This window comes from Bacteroidales bacterium (assembly GCA_014860575.1).
Taxonomy (GTDB): Bacteria; Bacteroidota; Bacteroidia; order Bacteroidales; family JAAYJT01; genus JAAYJT01.
In genome coordinates this window covers 124,055-141,077 of sequence record JACZJK010000016.1, presented here as the reverse complement: position 1 = coordinate 141,077, position 17,023 = coordinate 124,055, and the positions used below count along the sequence as shown (strand labels likewise).

The following is a 17,023-nucleotide window of genomic DNA, read 5'->3' as shown; positions in this document are numbered from 1 at the left end:
TGTTGTTATAGTACTAATTTTGCAGGGGTTTTGAACGCATTGTTCTTTTATGAACTCCCGCTATACCATATCATTAATAAACGACAGTTTGAGTAAAAAACTATATATTGAAACTTTTGGCTGCCAGATGAATTTCTCTGACAGCGAAATTGTGAACTCCATTTTAGTTGATCACCGCTATGAACCAACCCAGAATTTGGAAGATGCTGATGTTGTTTTTGTGAACACCTGTTCTATCCGTGAAAATGCAGAGAAAAGGGTCTTGCAACGTTTGCAGCAGTTCCGGCATTTAAAAAAGGAAAAACCGGAAATGGTGATTGGTGTGCTTGGCTGCATGGCCGAGCGCATGAAAGAGTCCTTGCTTGAAAAAGCCGCCTATGTTGACCTGATTGCAGGACCCGATGCCTATCGCGACCTCCCGCGACTGATCAAAGTTGCCGGGAGCGGGCAGAAAGCTATCAACGTGATACTTTCAGCCGACGAAACCTATGCTAATATCAACCCCGTCAGGTTAGACAGCAATCATGTTTCGGCGTTCATTTCCATCATGCGTGGATGCGAAAACCATTGCGCCTATTGTGTGGTGCCTTCGGTTAGGGGCGTTGAGCGAAGCAGGAATCCTGAAACTATCATCGCTGAATGCCATGATATATTTAATAATGGCTATCGCGAAGTAACACTGCTGGGCCAAAACGTAAATTCGTATGCATGGGAAAGTGACGCTGGCCATGTGAGCTTTCCGATGCTGCTTGAAAAAGTGGCAGCGGTGAACCCCTTGCTTCGGGTGCGGTTCGCAACATCTCATCCAAAAGATTTATCCGATGTATTGATTGCAATCATGGTTCGCAATGAAAATATATGCCGCTCCATTCACCTTCCGGTTCAATCAGGAAGCTCGCGCATTCTTAAACTTATGAACCGCCGTTACGACCGCGAATGGTATATGGATCGCGTAAAAGCCATCAGGCAAAACCTGCCTGAATGCAGCATTACCACCGATATTATTACCGGTTTTTGTAGCGAAACCGAAGATGAGCATCAGGAAACCCTTTCGCTGATGCAATGGGTTGGATACGATTATGCCTATATGTTTAAATACTCTGAACGCCCTGGTACAATAGCAGCAAAAAAACTGCCCGATGATGTTCCCGAACCTGTAAAAAGTCGTCGCCTCAGCGAAATTATTGAGCTGCAGCAGCAGTTATCACACCAGAGTAATCTTAGGGATGTTGGGCAAACTTTTACCGTCCTCGTTGAGGGTACTTCAAAACGCTCAAACAAACAATTCATGGGGCGCAACAGCCAGAACAAAGTGGTGGTGTTTACCGGCGCTGAGAGCAAACCCGGAACCTATGTAAAAGTGCTGATTACCAAATGCACACCGGCAACACTCATTGGTGAGATGAAAAATTAACACCGTCATTTTGGTTCATTGTATCATAATGTTAAGCTTAATCACTTCGGGTATCTTAGATTTCCGCTGAAAATATTACTTTTGCAAGCCAAATTTGACTCAAAACAAACAATGAAACATACCATTCCCTCCCTGAAAGCAAATTTCCGGTTGCTGACCCTGTCAATAATTGTTCTTGCGCTCCTGGGTTCTTGTGTTCCGCAAAAAAAACTGAAATACCTTGTTGACGAAGAACCAAAGATACACTATGACAATGATTTCAAGAAAGACTATCTGATCCAGCCCGGCGACAATTTGTACATCAGGGTGCTGGGACTCGACAACCAAACGGCAGACCTTTTCAGCATTCAACCGGGTGGGGTTTACAGTCAGTATCTGAACAATGAGCTGAGTGTTTATCTAAGCAGTTATAGTGTGAACCCTCAGGGTTTCATTGAATTTCCCGTAATTGGCAATGTGTTGGTGAAGGACAAAACGCTTGATGAAATTAAAGCACAGGTGCAGGAAGCAATCAATGAATACATGCGTGATGCTACGGTGATCGTAAAACTTGTTAATTTCCGCATTGCTGTGCTTGGCGAAGTGATACGCCCGGGCCAGTTTCCTGTTTTTCAAACCCGCTTGAGTATTTTCGAAGCCCTGGCAATGGCGGGAGATATGAGTACCTGGGGCGACCGGAAAAATGTACAGTTGGTTCGCAGGACGGCTACCGGATCGGAAGTCCATTCGCTGGACCTATCATCAAGAAGAATCCTTGAATCAGAGTATTACTACCTGATGCCAGACGATGTGATTTATGTTTCCGCAATGAAATCAAAAACATTTGCCTTTACCACATTCCCATATGCTATTTTGCTTTCAACCGTCACAACAACATTGTTGATTTTAAACTTCTTTAAATAAATAAGACCGCATCGTGGATCCAATCAGAGATAACTCCCAGCAACAAGTAGAAGAAAGCATTGATTTCAAAACGCTGTTTTTCAAACTTTACAGCTATTGGTACTTTTTTTTGATAACTATTTTTATCTCCCTGCTTATAGCATTTCTGTTCAATAAATACACCCTTCCGGTTTATAAGGTTAAAACCACCGTCCTCATCAAGGACGACAAATCGAGAATGGACCCCCAGGCATTGCTGGGCATTTCATTGATGAGCAGTACGCAAAACATCCAGAATGAAATAGGGATTCTCAAATCTTACTGGCTTTCAAACCGGGCTATAAAGGAGCTGGATCTTAAAGTTTCGTATTATCTCGAGGAAAACTTCATCATCAGGGAATTATATAATGAAAGCCCTTTTGTTGTGATCCCTGACATTGCGAATATTCAGCCTGCGAACCTGAAATTCATGGTGAGCGTTTTATCCAACAATGAGTTTAAAATTGAGGCCGAAGGTGAGAACCTCGACCTTTATGATTTCACCACTTTCAAGGCTACAGAAAAGGGCGCTGACAAAATTAACCTGTCAGGGGTTTATAGTTTCGGCCAGACAATTGAAGGGCAGTATTTTAATTTTAAGATGCTGCTGAATGAAGACTTCCTGGACGAAGACATCCGCAACAAAAAGTTTATTTTCATTTTCAACAATCTTGATGCACTTACCAAGGACTTTAGCGCTAATATCGAAATTGAACCCATCAACCGTGAAGCCAGCATCCTTGAGGTTTCCTTTAAGGGCAACAACATTAATAAATCCGTAGATTTCATCAATACACTTATTGATGTTTATCTCGACAGGTCGCTGGACAAGAAAAACCTGGTTGCTACCAATACCATTGATTTTATTGACGCCCAACTGGGTGATATTACCGATTCGTTGAACATGGCCGAAGCAAGATTACAGGATTTCAAAATTGCTTCAGAAGTCATGAACCTCGATTTCCAGGCTCAACAGGTTTTTGACCAGATGAAACAGTTTGAAACGGACAAGGCTGCACTCGTGGTTCAATCAAAATACTATAACCATCTCCGCAGATATATACAGGAATCGCGTGATGATATTGACGAAATCATTGTGCCTTCCTCAATGGGAATTGATGACCCGATGATTACACAATTGATCGCTGAGTTGCTAAAATTGCATTCTGAAAAATCGGATCTACTTATCCGGACAACGCCCAAAAACCCATTGGTTATAGCCATGGACAGCAGGATTGGTAATGTGAAGAATAATTTGCTCGAAAATGTTGAAAGTATTATCAGGGCTTCAGAAATAGCGATTGCAGAAAAAAACAAGCAGATAAATCTGCTTACGCAAAGAATCAGCACCCTGCCTGCAACCCAACGTCAGCTTTTTGGTATTGAAAGAAAATTCAGGTTCAACGACGCAATTTATACCTACCTGATGCAAAAGAGGTCAGAAGCTGCCATTACCAAAGCCTCCAATTTCCCTGACAATGAGGTGATTGATATCGCACGCCCAGGCTCTTTCGAATCAGTCTTCCCAAAAAAAACCCTGAATTTTACTATCGCGTTGCTGCTGGGACTGGTTCTTCCGGTTGGCTATATCATGGGTAAGGATTACTTTAATGATAAGGTTATTGAACGCAAAGATGTTGAAAGCATTACGAACATACCTATTATCGGCCATATAATTAACAGCCGCTACGACAGCAATATCATTGTGGCACAATCACCAAAATCTTCAATTGCAGAGGCCTTCCGATCCATCAGGACCAATATCCAGTTTTTCTCAAAAGGAAAGGATAGTTTGGTTGTTTTGCTTACCTCTACTATGCCAAGCGAAGGAAAAACATTTACCTCAACCAACCTGGCCACGGTTTATTCCATGTATGGTAAAAAAGTATTGTTAATCGGTTTCGACTTACGTAAACCAAAGATTTATCAGGATTTCGGATTGTCAAACGAAAATGGGCTCAGCAAATATTTGATTGGCAAAAACACCTTGCAGGAGATCATACAACAATCGCCACTTGAGAACCTTGATATTATCATGGCCGGGCCTATACCCCCGAACCCTTCGGAATTAATCGCTTCAGATAGAACAGGGGTAATGTTCAGTGAACTTCGCAAGTTGTATGATTATATAATAGTGGATACACCCCCGGTAGGCCTCGTAACCGATGCTTTCCTGCTCATGCAGCATGCCGATGTTAAAATCTTTGTAGCCCGTCAGAACTATACAATTAAAAAGGTTTTTGCCGCCATTATGAAAGATGTTGAATTCAGGGGCATTCCCAATACTACCATCCTTATCAACGACGTGAAGCTTACTAAAAATTCGTATGGGTATGGCTACGGTTATGGGTATGGCTATGGTTACGGTTATGGCTACGGTTACGGATATGGCTATGGTTATGGCTACGGTTACTATTCCGATGACGCCAACGACAACAAGGAATCTGCATGGAAGCGCCTTTTCAAAAAACCGTCAGCGCCTACTCCGAATACCGACACCAATAATCCGAACACTAAGGCCTAAGCCTTTTATACTGCTTCATATTCCCTGGGTTTCATATAAATCCTTTCATTTGTCTGCCGTTGCGAACCATTGGCTGATTGCTATTTCGGGGAAAAGCGTTACTTTTGTCAACGTTAAGTAATTGCTCACCAAAACTTTTAAACAATGAAGAAACACCATCTGACCGTTGTCTTGCTGGGATTATTCCTGCTAATCGGAGCGGCCAGGACCGTTCAGGCCTGTACCAATTTCCTGATTACCAAAGGCGCTTCAACTGACGGTTCCACCATGATAAGTTATTCGGCAGACTCGCATGTGCTGTATGGCGAACTCTACCACTGGAAAGCTGCAACATGGCCCGAAGGTTCAATGCTCGATATTTATGAATGGGATACCGGAAAATATCTTGGACAAATTAAACAGGCAAGCCAAACGTATAATGTTGTCGGAAACATCAACGAGCACCAGGTAGCCATCGCCGAGACAACTTATGGCGGCCGGTCTGAACTTGAATCCCAGGCAGGTGCAATCATGGATTACGGCAGCCTCATTTATGTGGCCCTGCAACGGGCCAAAACTGCCCGCGAAGCCATTAAGATTATGGCTGAACTGGTTGATGAATATGGGTATTACAGTTCAGGCGAATCATTTTCGGTTTCTGACCCGAATGAAGTCTGGATTTTTGAAATGATAGGCAAAGGCGAAGGCGAAAAAGGAGCTGTTTGGGTGGCCATGCGCATCCCCGACGGTTATATTTCAGGGCATGCTAACCAGGCCAGGATCACAACTTTTCCGCTGGCTAACAAGAAAACTTCCATCAACTCAAAGCAATTTGATAAAATTTACGAACCAGCCGTTGAAGTAATTTATTCGCACGATGTGATAAGCTTTGCGCGTGCAAAAGGCTTTTTTGAAGGCAAGGACCAGGACTTTAGTTTTTCTGATATCTATGCACCGGTTGAATTTGGCGGTGCACGTTTCTGTGAAGCACGTGTATGGACAGTATTTCGTAAGGTTCATGACGATATGGACCAATACCTCGATTACGCCATGGGTCACAATCTTGAAAACCGCATGCCACTTTGGATCAAGCCAAACCGGAAAGTTTCGGTTCAGGATATGATGGAATTTATGCGCGATGCCTACGAAGGCACAGCGCTTGATATGACCAAAGACATGGGTGCCGGAGCTCACGGAAAACCTTATCGCTGGCGTCCGCTCACCTGGAAAGTTGATGATGTTGCCTATTGCAACGAACGCGCTGTGGCTACCCAACAGAGTGGTTTTGTGTTTGTGACCCAATCCCGTTCATGGCTGCCCAATTCCATTGGTGGCATTATCTGGTTTGGCGTTGATGACGCCAAAAGCACTGTTTTTACACCCATGTATTGCTCAATCACAGAAACCCCTGCATCCTTTGCCGAAGGTAACGGTGCAATGATGGAGTGGTCGGACAATGCTGCATTCTGGATATTCAACAAAGTAGCCCATCTCGCTTATATGCGTTATGATTCAGTGATTGTTGATATACAAAAGGTTCAAAAAGAACTTGAAAATAAGTTTATTGTTTATACTCCTGCCATTGATAAAGCAGCCGAAGAATTGTATGCTGCCGATAAAAACCTTGCCGTTCAATTCCTTACTGAATACTCGGTAAAACAGGGAGATTATACGTTTGAGCGCTGGAGCCTGCTTTACCAGGACCTCTTTATGAAGTACCTCGACGGCAACATAAAATACGCCGATCCGCCAAACCGTAATCCCAAAGTCTCATTCCCGGGATATGGCGAAGAATGGTACAGGCGGATTGTAAAAGAAACAGGTGATCATTTAAAAGTGGTTGAGTAAGACCTTGAATGATGCTTAAAAGAGGCTGCCACCAGATGGCAGCCTTTTTCATTTGAGTATTTTATAGTTATCTTTGCACGAACCAACAATAATTAGGTTTATTTTCCTATAATCATCATCAATCATAAGTAGTATATGGAAGCAACTGAAAACAAAAGATCGTCGTGGTTATCGCTGATAATTATCATAATTCTTGCCTTATTGGCTGTTGTGCTTGGCATCTTACTCTTTGTGAACACAAGCAAACTCACCCAACTTGCGACAGAGAAAGAAATTCAGCGTACCGCATTTCAATATGAGCTTGATTCCCTCCTCATCGAACACGAAAATGTGAAACTTGAATTTGGTAACCTCACTGAAGTATTAAATCAGAAAGACAGCCTTATACTGGCCAACGCCAGCGAAATCAAACGCTTGCTTGATACTGAATGGGAATATGTAAAGGTGCAACGCAAACTGGAACAACTACGCAGCATCTCACAAGGCTACCTGCGCCAGATGGATTCACTCTATACCGAAAACCGAGAATTAAAAACCGAGAACGTTACCATAAGGGCAAATTTTGAGCGTGAAAAAATGCTAACCCAGGAACTACAGAAAGACAAAGAAATACTTACTGAGCAAGTGGAAGTAGCAGCCGTTTTAAGGGCTTTTAACATTACAGCAACACCACTGAATATTCGTGGAATAGGCGGCAAACAAGTTGAAACTGACCGTGCAAGGCGGGTGGATTTGGTTAGGGTTTGTTACTCACTGGCTGCAAACGGGCTTACCCCTGCTGGTAAAAGAGAAGTATATGTAAGAATTGCACAACCCGATAACCTGATTCTTGTTGCCGGATTGGGTGATGATTATTCATTTATCTACAAAGGCAATGTGATGCAGTATTCCCTGAACCGGGAAGTTGACTACCAAAATGAAGAGATTGAAATTTGCACCAACTGGATCAATCGTAATAACCAGGAACCCATGATGGCAGGAACTTATGTGGTGACCATTTTTGCCGACGACAGTGAAATCGGGCAAACGTCATTCACCTTGCGGTAAATTTCCTGCCCCGGCTGTTTGTTTTTTCAGGCTTCTTTTTGAGAAGCGCTCAACCCAGAATACCCACATAGCAAAAATCACCACATAGAAAAACGGACGGAAAACCCAATCGTGGCTCCAATCCCAATATTCAGGCCATTGTAATAAAACTACCGATAAGCCAACGATCCTGAAAATATTGGTAAAGTGAAGCACCACAATACCTGCCGGAATAAACCATAATTTGTGTTTCCACGGACCGGGGTAAAGTATCATCAGCACCAGCCATTGCAGGAATTGTTTAACGGCGGAACAGGAATGGTTGATGTGAATATATCCTTTATCACTAAAAAAGAAGGTTGTATCAACCGTTGTAATGTCCATTCCAAGAACGTTAACATTAAACCACAAACTGTTCTTAAAAAGCAAATCAACTGTGAATCCTGAAATGTCAGGAATTGGCCATGTACTCATAATTGTACCGGAAAAAGCCCGGAACAAATAATGGAAGCTTATGGTTATGACCGAAAAGATCAACACCTCGCGTAGCGCCTGTAACTGGTACTTGCGTATAAAATGATTCAGCTGTGCTGTGGTACGGGAGTAAAAAGCCATGCGGCAAAGATCATAAAAATATACCTGACAAAGGATAAATTATGATTTTTGCCGCAGCTTATTATCGGGATCGAACAGACGCTATTGTACAATCAATTTTGAATGTGACGATCTTACGCCATCAGCCGAAATTACTTTTATGATATAAATTCCCTTACTGTGTGATCCCATGTTAAGCTCGAAACTCTTTTCCAAATTCGTAGTTTCAAGAACCACATTTCCTGTTATGTTGTAAACCAATATTTTCTGGTTGGTTTCTGGCAACATTAGCGTAACCCTTCCTGATGTTGGGTTAGGCCCGATTTGTAATAATGAAGCTGCCGGCCCATCGTCAATACCTGTTGGATCGCCAAGAACAGAAATATCATCCACCTGCCACCATTTGTATTTTCCGGCTTCATAGCGGTACTTAAATCCAATATAAACCATTTCGCCGGTAATTCCGGTGAGGTCAATTTGTCCCGATGAAGCCCAGGTATCCTCAGCAGTTGGCTTTGTAAATGCAAGTTCTGTCCATGTTGACGTGGCAGGATTACCAGTTCCCGGATAATCGGTAGAATAGAAAAGTTTAAGGTAATTGTTGTCATCATCTTCTCCATAGCGCCACCATGTATCAAAAGTCATAACTTCGTTTTCGTAGTCATCGAAGTTTACTCCTGGCAGAATGAGCCAGTCTTCTTCAACATCACCTGAATTGAAGCCATTGATCTGTGCATAGCCATTGTCTTCATAAATTGCAAAATTCCATAATTTGGTAGGCCCCGAAACGCTGTAAACATAGCTATCGCCTAAATCGGCTTCAAAAACTTCATTATACGGTAAAGCAGTAACCGCCGGCAATGGTGTGGTAGTTGCCTGTGCTGTTACTCCCGCTGAATAATCACTTCCTTGCTGAGACCAGGCTTTGTAATAATATGGGGTTCCAGCACTAAGGTCTTCGTGTGAAAAGCTTGTTGCCGCACCCATGTAGATCACAGTGCCACCGCCCGTAATTGGGTCATCAATATCGTAAGAACCGCTGGGGTTTCCAAATACACCATCGGCTGACCAGGCGATGAGAACCGGGTTGTTATTGCTGTTTAATACCCAGTTAAGGTCAATTTGCGAAACGCTCACCGTGGCGGCTGAAAAATTTGCTGGTGGTGATACAGCGCCTGGCTGCGAACCAGTCACCTTGATATTATCAATCCTGTTATTTCCAGCAGAAGTGCCTGCTCCGGTCAGAATTACCCGGATAGCAAAATCCGGATTGTCGTCAACACCGGCAACCCCACTGAAATTAACGTTTATTACCTGCCCTTCTACCCAATTGCTAACAAATAACGAAATATCAATACTCTCCTTGGGCAGCCAGTTGGTACCATCAATAGTATATTGTATTTCCTGAGTATGGAAACCTGTGGAAGTACGCCTCGTGGGATAGGTGAGGATGATGTCCTGATAACCTGTTGTTGGGGCTGTGATTGTAAAATAAGCTCCATTGTTTACAACATCAACGCCACCACGAGGGGCAAAACTTCCACCATTTACTTCACCTTCTATTCCATTGATGGTAGTTCCACTAAATGAATATGCTTCAGTAAATGTGTAGCTTATTTCTGCATCGCCAATTTGCGACATTATGGGCTGAGTCCAGTTTTCGTCAGTTGCCGGAACATTGTCGTTAAAGTTCCAGTAATAAAGCAGCGTTTGTGCATGCAAAGCATTGGTTGCAAACACTAACAATAGTGTGATTGCCAATGCGCTAAAAATTGAATGTAAGTTTTTAATCATGATTAAATTATTTTGGTTCGTAAAAAGATTTTTCTTTAAAATTAAAGCATAAAAGTAGCAGTTTTAAGCAACAATTTTTGTACCACGAATTATATTTACAATCCCGGCATTTGCTCAAAAAACATTTGCCGGAATTGAATTTTAATGCTGGTTAAGAACTCACTATTGAAGCAGTAGTTTGGTTCTGGCAATGAAACCATCGGTTGCAGCACCCTCAATAATGTAAACTCCCTTATCTAAATGGCTAATATTTAATTCTCTGATTCCTTTGTTTAAGATTGTTTGCATCAACATCTGCCCTGTGAGATTGTAAATTTTTACTACCATTCCTGCTTGCGGTAAACTTATGTTGAAAAGACCGCTGCCTGGGTTTGGCCAAAGCACTAATTGAGGCACCTCCGGATTGCTGATCCCAACAGGATTTACCACAATGTACGTGGTTTTGGTCAACATGTCTTCGCCAAATTGGTTGGTTGCGGTAAGTGTCACTGAAAAACTTCCGGGAGCATTATACACAACCTGAGGATTTTGGTTCGCAGAAGTTGCCGGTATTCCACCTTCAAACTCCCAAGCCCAGGTGGTTGGGTCATGTTGCGTAAGATCGCTGAAAATTACCGTCTGTCCTTCGATGATATTGGTAGTATTTGCCGAAAAGTCAACCACAGGTGGGAATCCAGTAGTGATATAATCAGTTTTGGTAATGTCGTTTGAACCCCATTGGTTCGAAACTACGAGGGTAACATCGTATTGGCCGGGTGTGCTATAGGTCACTGCAGGCGGAGTTTGTCCGTTAAAAGTGGCCGGTGTGCCTCCTTCAAAAGTCCATGACCATGAAGTTGGATCGCCCGTACTCATATCGGTAAATGTAACGCCTTCGCCAATGGGTACAACGGTGGGTGTTCCTGAGAATTCGGGCCAGGGCAAGGGGTTCACATTGATGTATTCGGTCTTGGAGATAACTTCGGTTCCGAATTCTGTGGTTATTTCCAGGGTCACATCAAACTCACCGGTATTATAATATATAACGGATGGATTTTGCAGCGAAGAGGAACTTGGTGTTCCCCCAATAAATTCCCAGTTCCAGGCAGTTGGTGATCCCAATGTGAGATCTGTAAATGTAACTGTAGTTCCCGGAGCCACATTAACAGCGCTGGCAACAAAATTAGGCCAGGGTGTGATAAGCAATCCGGTAGTGCCAGTTGTTGGGTTCACAGTATTAGAACCATAAGGCCAGATACCATTCGCAACGGTAGCAGATCCGGCAATAATACTTCCACTTGTCCTGTCGCGGATTTCAACGCGGCGAAGGCCATTGACCAGCTGATTGGGAATCAAAGCGCCCCATGAGCCTTCGAGGCCATCAACATGATTCTGATAGAATATTGGGTATGCAGTACCCCCGGTGGTTCCGTCATTTTCGATAAATGAAGCGGAAAGTGGCCTGCCTGTTCCTGCAATATTATCGTAAAGTAATGCGAAGTTCTTGCCTGTTGAGAAATGCTTGCCGTAAACACCAGAGCCCTGTAACGCATCATTTTCGGTTCCCAGTCCAAGCACAGTAACAGATTCTGCAATTGTCAGGTAATGGGCTGCTGAAGTTCCGCCTGCACCATTGTTCAACCTGATACGCATAAATACCTGGTTGCCTGGTGTGAACCTAGCATTTCCTGTGGGCTCCGTAACAAACCATCCGGTAAAAGTGCCACTTGCATTGGTAGTAAATTCGTAATGCTGATCGGGATTGGTAAAACTCGTTCCTGTTGACCGGATAAAATCACCACTTGTGGTAACATAAATGGCATTTCCGGCACCGGCTGAGGTCGGCTCGTCGGTATTAATAACAGCCTGATTAATGTATTTATAGATAGCATTGGGTATCAGGTTACTGAAAGTTGCCCGGAAAGCAAAGGGAAGCCTGTTGTTGCCAGGGTTATTGCCCATTATGTATTGTGGTAAGATTTCTGCTACAACCTGGGGTTCACCCAAAATAACCAATGCAGTACTTGTGGCGCTGGTTAAACTTCCCGAAGCAGCCTGCAATGTATAAGTTCCCGCCTGATCAAATTCAATATCGCTGAACTCAACAACACCTGCCACCGCCGGTAAAACAAGAGTTCCGGTTATGGTTCCCGGACCACTTGCTTTTGACAGGGTAATGTTTCCGGTAAAGTTAAGATCAAGTGTATTGTTTGCCCGGCGCGCTTCAACGGTAAAAGGTGTAACTGGAGAACTGATTTGTCCATAGGCAGGAACATTTACAAATGCCAGATGGTTAGCCGCAGACAGAACCTCAAATGGAGCGCTGGTTCCTGAAGTAAGGCCTGTAGCGGAAGCACTGATTGAAACACCGGTTTCAGCAATATTGTAGGTAACTGTTGCAAGTGTAACGCTGGTTTCGCCTTGCGGAATGACTCCACCCAGTGCTCCTCCGAGCGCTCCGGTTCCGCTTGCCAGCGATAAAGTCACCGGTGTATCAGCATTGACTGCAGCGGGCATGTTGCTGTCGTTTAAGGCTGTAACGGTTACTTCAAAAGGTGTAAGCACCGAAGGAGAAGTACCATTGTTTACGTCAGAAACACTCAGTTTAGTGGCAGTCGATCCGCTAGGAATTCCGGTGACAGAGAGATTATCTACTTCCCACCACCTATAGCTGCCGGATTCGTATCTGTATTTGAGACCAATATAAACCATGGAACCACTGATTCCAGACAAATCAATATTACCTGATCCTGTCCATGTTTGTTCAATTGCTGGCTGAATGAACGCAAGTTCTGTCCAGGTTGCAGATGTCGGATCGCCTGTTCCGGGATAATTTGCTGAATAAAAAAGTTTAAGATAATTATTCACATCGTCGGTTCCGTATCTCCACCATGTTTCAAAGGTGAGTACTTCATTGATATAATCATTAAGATTTATGCCTGGCAGGATCAGCCAGTCTTCTTCAAGATCGCCTGAATTGAAACCATTCGATTGTGCAAAACCATTGCCACTGAAGGTTGCATAATTCCAGAATTTAGTGGGTCCGGAAACACTGTAAACATAACAGTTGCCCAGATCAGCGTCAAAAGTTTCAGTATAGGGCAGGGTAGTGGTGGCCGGATCAGGGAAGGTGGTTTCGCTGGCTGTTATTCCAGTTGAATAATCGCTGCCTGATTTCGACCAGGCTTTGTAATAATAGGTTGTGCCGGCAGCAAGACCGGAATGGTTGATGGATGTAGCCGATCCAAAATAAAGCACAGTGCCGCCACCTGTAATCGGAGCGCCAACGGAGTAAGTACCGGTAGGATTGCCAAAAACACCATCGGCTGACCATGCCAGCAGTACATCGTTGTTGTTGCTGTTCAAATCCCAGTCAAGGCTAATTTGTGAAGTGCTGACGGCTTCGGCATTGAGGTTAGCCGGGGGGAGAACTGCACCAGGTTGCAAGCCGGTTATTTTGATATTGTCAAAACGATTGTTACCAGCAGAAGATGTAGATCCGGTAACAATAATCCGTATAGCAAAATTCGGATTGTTGTTTACGCCGGCATCTCCGGTAAAATCTAATGTAATCACTTGGTTTGCCAACCAATTGTTATCAAAGCCAGAGATATCAATTATTTGTTTCGTTTGCCAGGTGCTGCCATTGGTAGTATATTGAACTTCCTGTGTAGTAAAACCGGTGGATGTCCTTCGGGTGGCATATGATAATCCTATATTCTCGTAACTCGTGGTAGGAATTGACATCGTAAAAGACTCACCATTATTAATATTATCAACACCACCGCGCGGGGATAAGCTTCCACCATTTACCTCACCTTCAATGCCATTGAAGGTTGTCCCAGCAAAGGAAAATGCTTCGGTAAAAGTGTAGCTAATCTGAGCACCACCAATCTGAGAAGGAATGGGTTGAGCCCAGTTGGCATTTGTAGGGGGAACATTGTCATTAAAATTCCAATAATAAAGCAGTTGCTGGCTCTTGGCAATATTGCTGCCCAGCAAAAGAATAAATGCAATAAATGTGATCTTGTTGAAAAGTAGCACCTTTTTTCTCATGATATTAAATTATTGGTTATTAATATTTTAAAATGATATGTTTTATTTTGAGAATGACTTGCTTGCTCAAGCCTATTTTTATGCAAAATAACACATTATAAACCGATGAGCCATTACCTGAATGTTAATATTTAACAGGAGTTTTAAACAGATTGAATGAATATGATCCTTTATTCAGCCCTGCATCACAATTTAACAATCTTTCTTGTAAAATACTGATTATCTCCGGTGAGCCTGACGCAAATGACTCCAGGTTCAAAGCCGGAAACATCAAGCTGACGGCTGCTGCCTATTTCGGATTGATATAAGAGCTTGCCGTGAATATCGTAAAGCTCCAGCAAGGCCGGATCAGAAAAATAACTGCTAATGCTGAGAATATCCCTGGCTGGGTTTGGAAAAACATTAAACTTCAACTGACCGGTTGGACCATCCGGTATGCCGGTGATTGGCATAACAATCTCGTATAAAAATCCTGGAATTCCTCCTGTTCCTTCCTGGGTCATGTACAGTCTGTTTGGCGTTATGAACGCCAGGCCTTCATTTTGTCCGGGTGCGTATGTGAAAACATATTCAAGCATTTCACCATTAAAAAACCTGTTGCCGGTATAGTTGGTAAAAGAAACAATTCTGGTTTCGGTAAGTAAAACCAATTCTCCTGTTTCAGCAAGAATATCAGCGGCTGTGACACGGGCCATGGCATTGGTATTTCCCAAATAAACGGAATCCAGCAAAATAGCAGTATATGTTCCAGGTTCAGATGGAAGCTTATACATCTTGCAATAGCCATTTTGCGGAACACTGCGGTTTTTCGTGAAAAGAAACAATGAGTCGTCATGCCAGATGAGCCCTTCAATATCGAAATTGAGGTTTGACTGAGGGGGTGGGAATTGGGTTTGATCTTCAAATGTAAAGCTGATGATCTCAGCATTGACAAAACTGCCCGTGAAAGTTTCGGGATCGGGGATGCGGTAAATCACAAGATCGGTTCGGTTGTTGTTGTTATTGCCTGCATCGTTAATGTAAATCCGGTTCTGATCATCAATAGCAAGATCTTCCCAATCAATATTTTGCGCATTTGAAATCACAAGCGTGCGGATTATGCTGCCAGTGGTATCAAAGCAATACAGCATGTTTTCATTGCCCGAATCTTGGTGCGACCATATCCGGTTTTCATTGCTGACCACAATCCCAGAGCTTTCATAAAGCGATGCGGGTAGCCTTGTGATGGTCCTGAGATCAATTGTATAGGACTGACTTTTGGGATTGGCTGTTGAAAAAGCGTTGTGTTCGCACAGTTTCATGGCTTCCTTCACCTGTGTTTGGGATTCGGGCAGGGCAAATAAAAGCAGGATCAGGAGCGTAAGCGGTTTTATCATAAGGTTCATGGTATCATGGTTCACATTAAAATTACTGAAAGGATTCTATGTTCCTGATCCCTTTACGGTTCAGGGCAATGCGATAACGGTGGTATTCCATTTGATCCTCGCTCTTAAGCTGCATGATCAGGTTCACGTAATAGATTTTCTCACCTTTAACAATTTCATATCTTTTGCCGCCATCCTCGCCTTGCATATAAACAGGAACAATCGGGTCGTCCATTTTATTGATAAAGCCTGAAAAATTTATGCGGATGATTTCATTCATGCCGGAGGTGGCAAACTTGCTGCTTCGATCAAGGGCTTCGCGGTTTAACCTCACCAATTTCCGGTACAAAATGATCTTTTCCATATTGTTCCTGTTATTGGCTTCCAGAATTGCTGAACGGGCCCGCATGCGCATCACTTCCTCAGGCACTTTGGTTTCTGAAATAAAATCCATGGCTTCTTTACTCCAGCCAATTTCGTTTTCGTTTAATGTTATCTGTGTTTTTTGATCAAAATGCCTCCGGCCTAATTTATGGGCAAAATAAAACCTGCTCAGGTCTTTAATCCGGTCTTTCAACATATAGCTAATCACGAGGGCGACAAAAAAGGGCATGGTCAGACTACCATACCGTTGCTGAAATGAAAACGCAATTGCTGTGGCAAAGATCATTGATAAACCCGCCGCAAGGCTATAATAAACCTGCTCGGCAATAGCGCCATCCCTTTTTCTATCGGCATTCAGAAACAATTCGTTTTCGGCATATTTTTTCAGCAAACCCAGGCGGAATACCAAATCCTTGTTTTTATCCGGGCTGTTCTTTTCAACTACCAGGTAGCCCTTTTCTTTTTTATAAGCGATTTCTTTACTGATAAGTGAAGAAAGTTGTTGATAGGACCCTTTTTTAACATTCGTGTTTTTCTCCAATTCGCTGATAAGTGTAAATGTGTGCTGTTCAATGAGGTTGCTCATGAATTCGTCGCCAAACAAATAATAATTAAGCACCTCTTTTGTAACTGTTGGCACATTAATGATCCTGCGCAGGTTCCTGTAATTCTCAGCAATCTTGTAGATATTGCTAGTATAATTATCAATGAGAAAGGCCAGGTCGTCATGGATGTTGTTGCCGCTGATATGGTTTATCTCGTTTCGGATGGCACTTTTGAGAATGGACAAAAACATTTTAATCTGATACTCATACTCAGCCGTTTTTGATCTTGTGGGCGATGAAGCAAGATTAACAAATGATTGCTCAAGAAATTTGAACGGAGAGCCATTGGCGTCAGCAATATCGCGCAGAAGAAAAACAGGAGTGATAAGCCTGATATTGGATTTTATCATCCGGTAGAAATCCATTTTAGAAAGGGTGGCTTGATTTACATCAAGGCTGTTGGGAATAAACATCCAGGTATTGCAGGCAAAATCACTTACCTTCATTTTTTTCCTGGCAATGAACCCAAGTTTTATCTCAATTGAAAACTTATCGTGTATTTTCAGAACCTCTTCAATCATTCATCTGTTTTTTA

General features: G+C 43.0%; 10 protein-coding genes. 5 read left to right on the top strand and 5 right to left on the bottom strand.

Translation table 11 applies throughout. The features are described from left to right. The first annotated feature begins 49 nt into the window (after positions 1-49). The 5 genes from miaB to IH597_03465 all read left to right on the top strand — a co-directional run bounded on the left by miaB (position 50) and on the right by IH597_03465 (position 7,733). Positions 50-1,414, top strand: a complete 1,365-nt coding sequence (gene miaB, locus IH597_03485; GenBank protein MBE0661508.1) for a tRNA (N6-isopentenyl adenosine(37)-C2)-methylthiotransferase MiaB — start codon at positions 50-52, stop codon at positions 1,412-1,414. A 111-nt stretch (positions 1,415-1,525) separates the two neighbouring features. After that, the gene (locus tag IH597_03480) at positions 1,526-2,317 is read left to right on the top strand and encodes a polysaccharide biosynthesis/export family protein (GenBank protein ID MBE0661507.1); all 792 of its coding nucleotides are present in this window, start codon (positions 1,526-1,528) and stop codon (positions 2,315-2,317) included. Between the two features lie 13 nt (positions 2,318-2,330). Beyond that, a complete protein-coding gene (locus IH597_03475) occupies positions 2,331-4,859 on the top strand; it encodes a polysaccharide biosynthesis tyrosine autokinase (protein ID MBE0661506.1) in 2,529 nt (842 codons plus the stop codon). Positions 4,860-5,003: 144 nt separating this feature from the next. After that, on the top strand, positions 5,004-6,686 hold the full coding sequence (locus tag IH597_03470; GenBank protein MBE0661505.1) for a C69 family dipeptidase: 1,683 nt from the start codon (positions 5,004-5,006) through the stop codon (positions 6,684-6,686). Between the two features lie 135 nt (positions 6,687-6,821). Continuing rightward, positions 6,822-7,733, top strand: a complete 912-nt coding sequence (locus tag IH597_03465; GenBank protein ID MBE0661504.1) for a hypothetical protein — start codon at positions 6,822-6,824, stop codon at positions 7,731-7,733. Here IH597_03465 and IH597_03460 read toward each other — a convergent pair. The 5 genes from IH597_03460 to IH597_03440 all read right to left on the bottom strand — a co-directional run bounded on the left by IH597_03460 (position 7,716) and on the right by IH597_03440 (position 17,009). After that, entirely contained in the window at positions 7,716-8,327 is a 612-nt protein-coding gene (locus IH597_03460; GenBank protein ID MBE0661503.1) for an archaeosortase/exosortase family protein, read from the bottom strand. The two genes, IH597_03465 and IH597_03460, sit on opposite strands and share 18 nt — an antisense overlap. Before the next feature lie 81 nt (positions 8,328-8,408). Then, positions 8,409-10,100: a choice-of-anchor J domain-containing protein gene (locus IH597_03455; protein ID MBE0661502.1), complete on the bottom strand. Its 1,692-nt coding sequence runs from the start codon at positions 10,098-10,100 to the stop codon at positions 8,409-8,411. Between the two features lie 162 nt (positions 10,101-10,262). Next, complete coding sequence (locus tag IH597_03450) at positions 10,263-14,135, bottom strand: PKD domain-containing protein (GenBank protein MBE0661501.1); 3,873 nt, start codon at positions 14,133-14,135, stop codon at positions 10,263-10,265. 185 nt (positions 14,136-14,320) lie between these two features. Beyond that, entirely contained in the window at positions 14,321-15,520 is a 1,200-nt protein-coding gene (locus IH597_03445) for a T9SS type A sorting domain-containing protein (protein MBE0661500.1), read from the bottom strand. Positions 15,521-15,542: 22 nt separating this feature from the next. Further along, positions 15,543-17,009: a hypothetical protein gene (locus IH597_03440; protein MBE0661499.1), complete on the bottom strand. Its 1,467-nt coding sequence runs from the start codon at positions 17,007-17,009 to the stop codon at positions 15,543-15,545. Positions 17,010-17,023: the final 14 nt, after the last annotated feature.

Excerpts from the sequence above, each read along its gene's own strand:
- miaB (MBE0661508.1), top strand. The coding sequence starts at position 50 with ATGAACTCCCGCTATACCATATCATTAATAAACGACAGTTTGAGTAAA.
- IH597_03480 (MBE0661507.1), top strand. The coding sequence starts at position 1,526 with ATGAAACATACCATTCCCTCCCTGAAAGCAAATTTCCGGTTGCTGACC.
- IH597_03470 (MBE0661505.1), top strand. The coding sequence starts at position 5,004 with ATGAAGAAACACCATCTGACCGTTGTCTTGCTGGGATTATTCCTGCTA.
- IH597_03465 (MBE0661504.1), top strand. The coding sequence starts at position 6,822 with ATGGAAGCAACTGAAAACAAAAGATCGTCGTGGTTATCGCTGATAATT.
- IH597_03460 (MBE0661503.1), bottom strand. The coding sequence starts at position 8,327 with ATGGCTTTTTACTCCCGTACCACAGCACAGCTGAATCATTTTATACGC.
- IH597_03455 (MBE0661502.1), bottom strand. The coding sequence starts at position 10,100 with ATGATTAAAAACTTACATTCAATTTTTAGCGCATTGGCAATCACACTA.
- IH597_03450 (MBE0661501.1), bottom strand. The coding sequence starts at position 14,135 with ATGAGAAAAAAGGTGCTACTTTTCAACAAGATCACATTTATTGCATTT.
- IH597_03445 (MBE0661500.1), bottom strand. The coding sequence starts at position 15,520 with ATGAACCTTATGATAAAACCGCTTACGCTCCTGATCCTGCTTTTATTT.
- IH597_03440 (MBE0661499.1), bottom strand. The coding sequence starts at position 17,009 with ATGATTGAAGAGGTTCTGAAAATACACGATAAGTTTTCAATTGAGATA.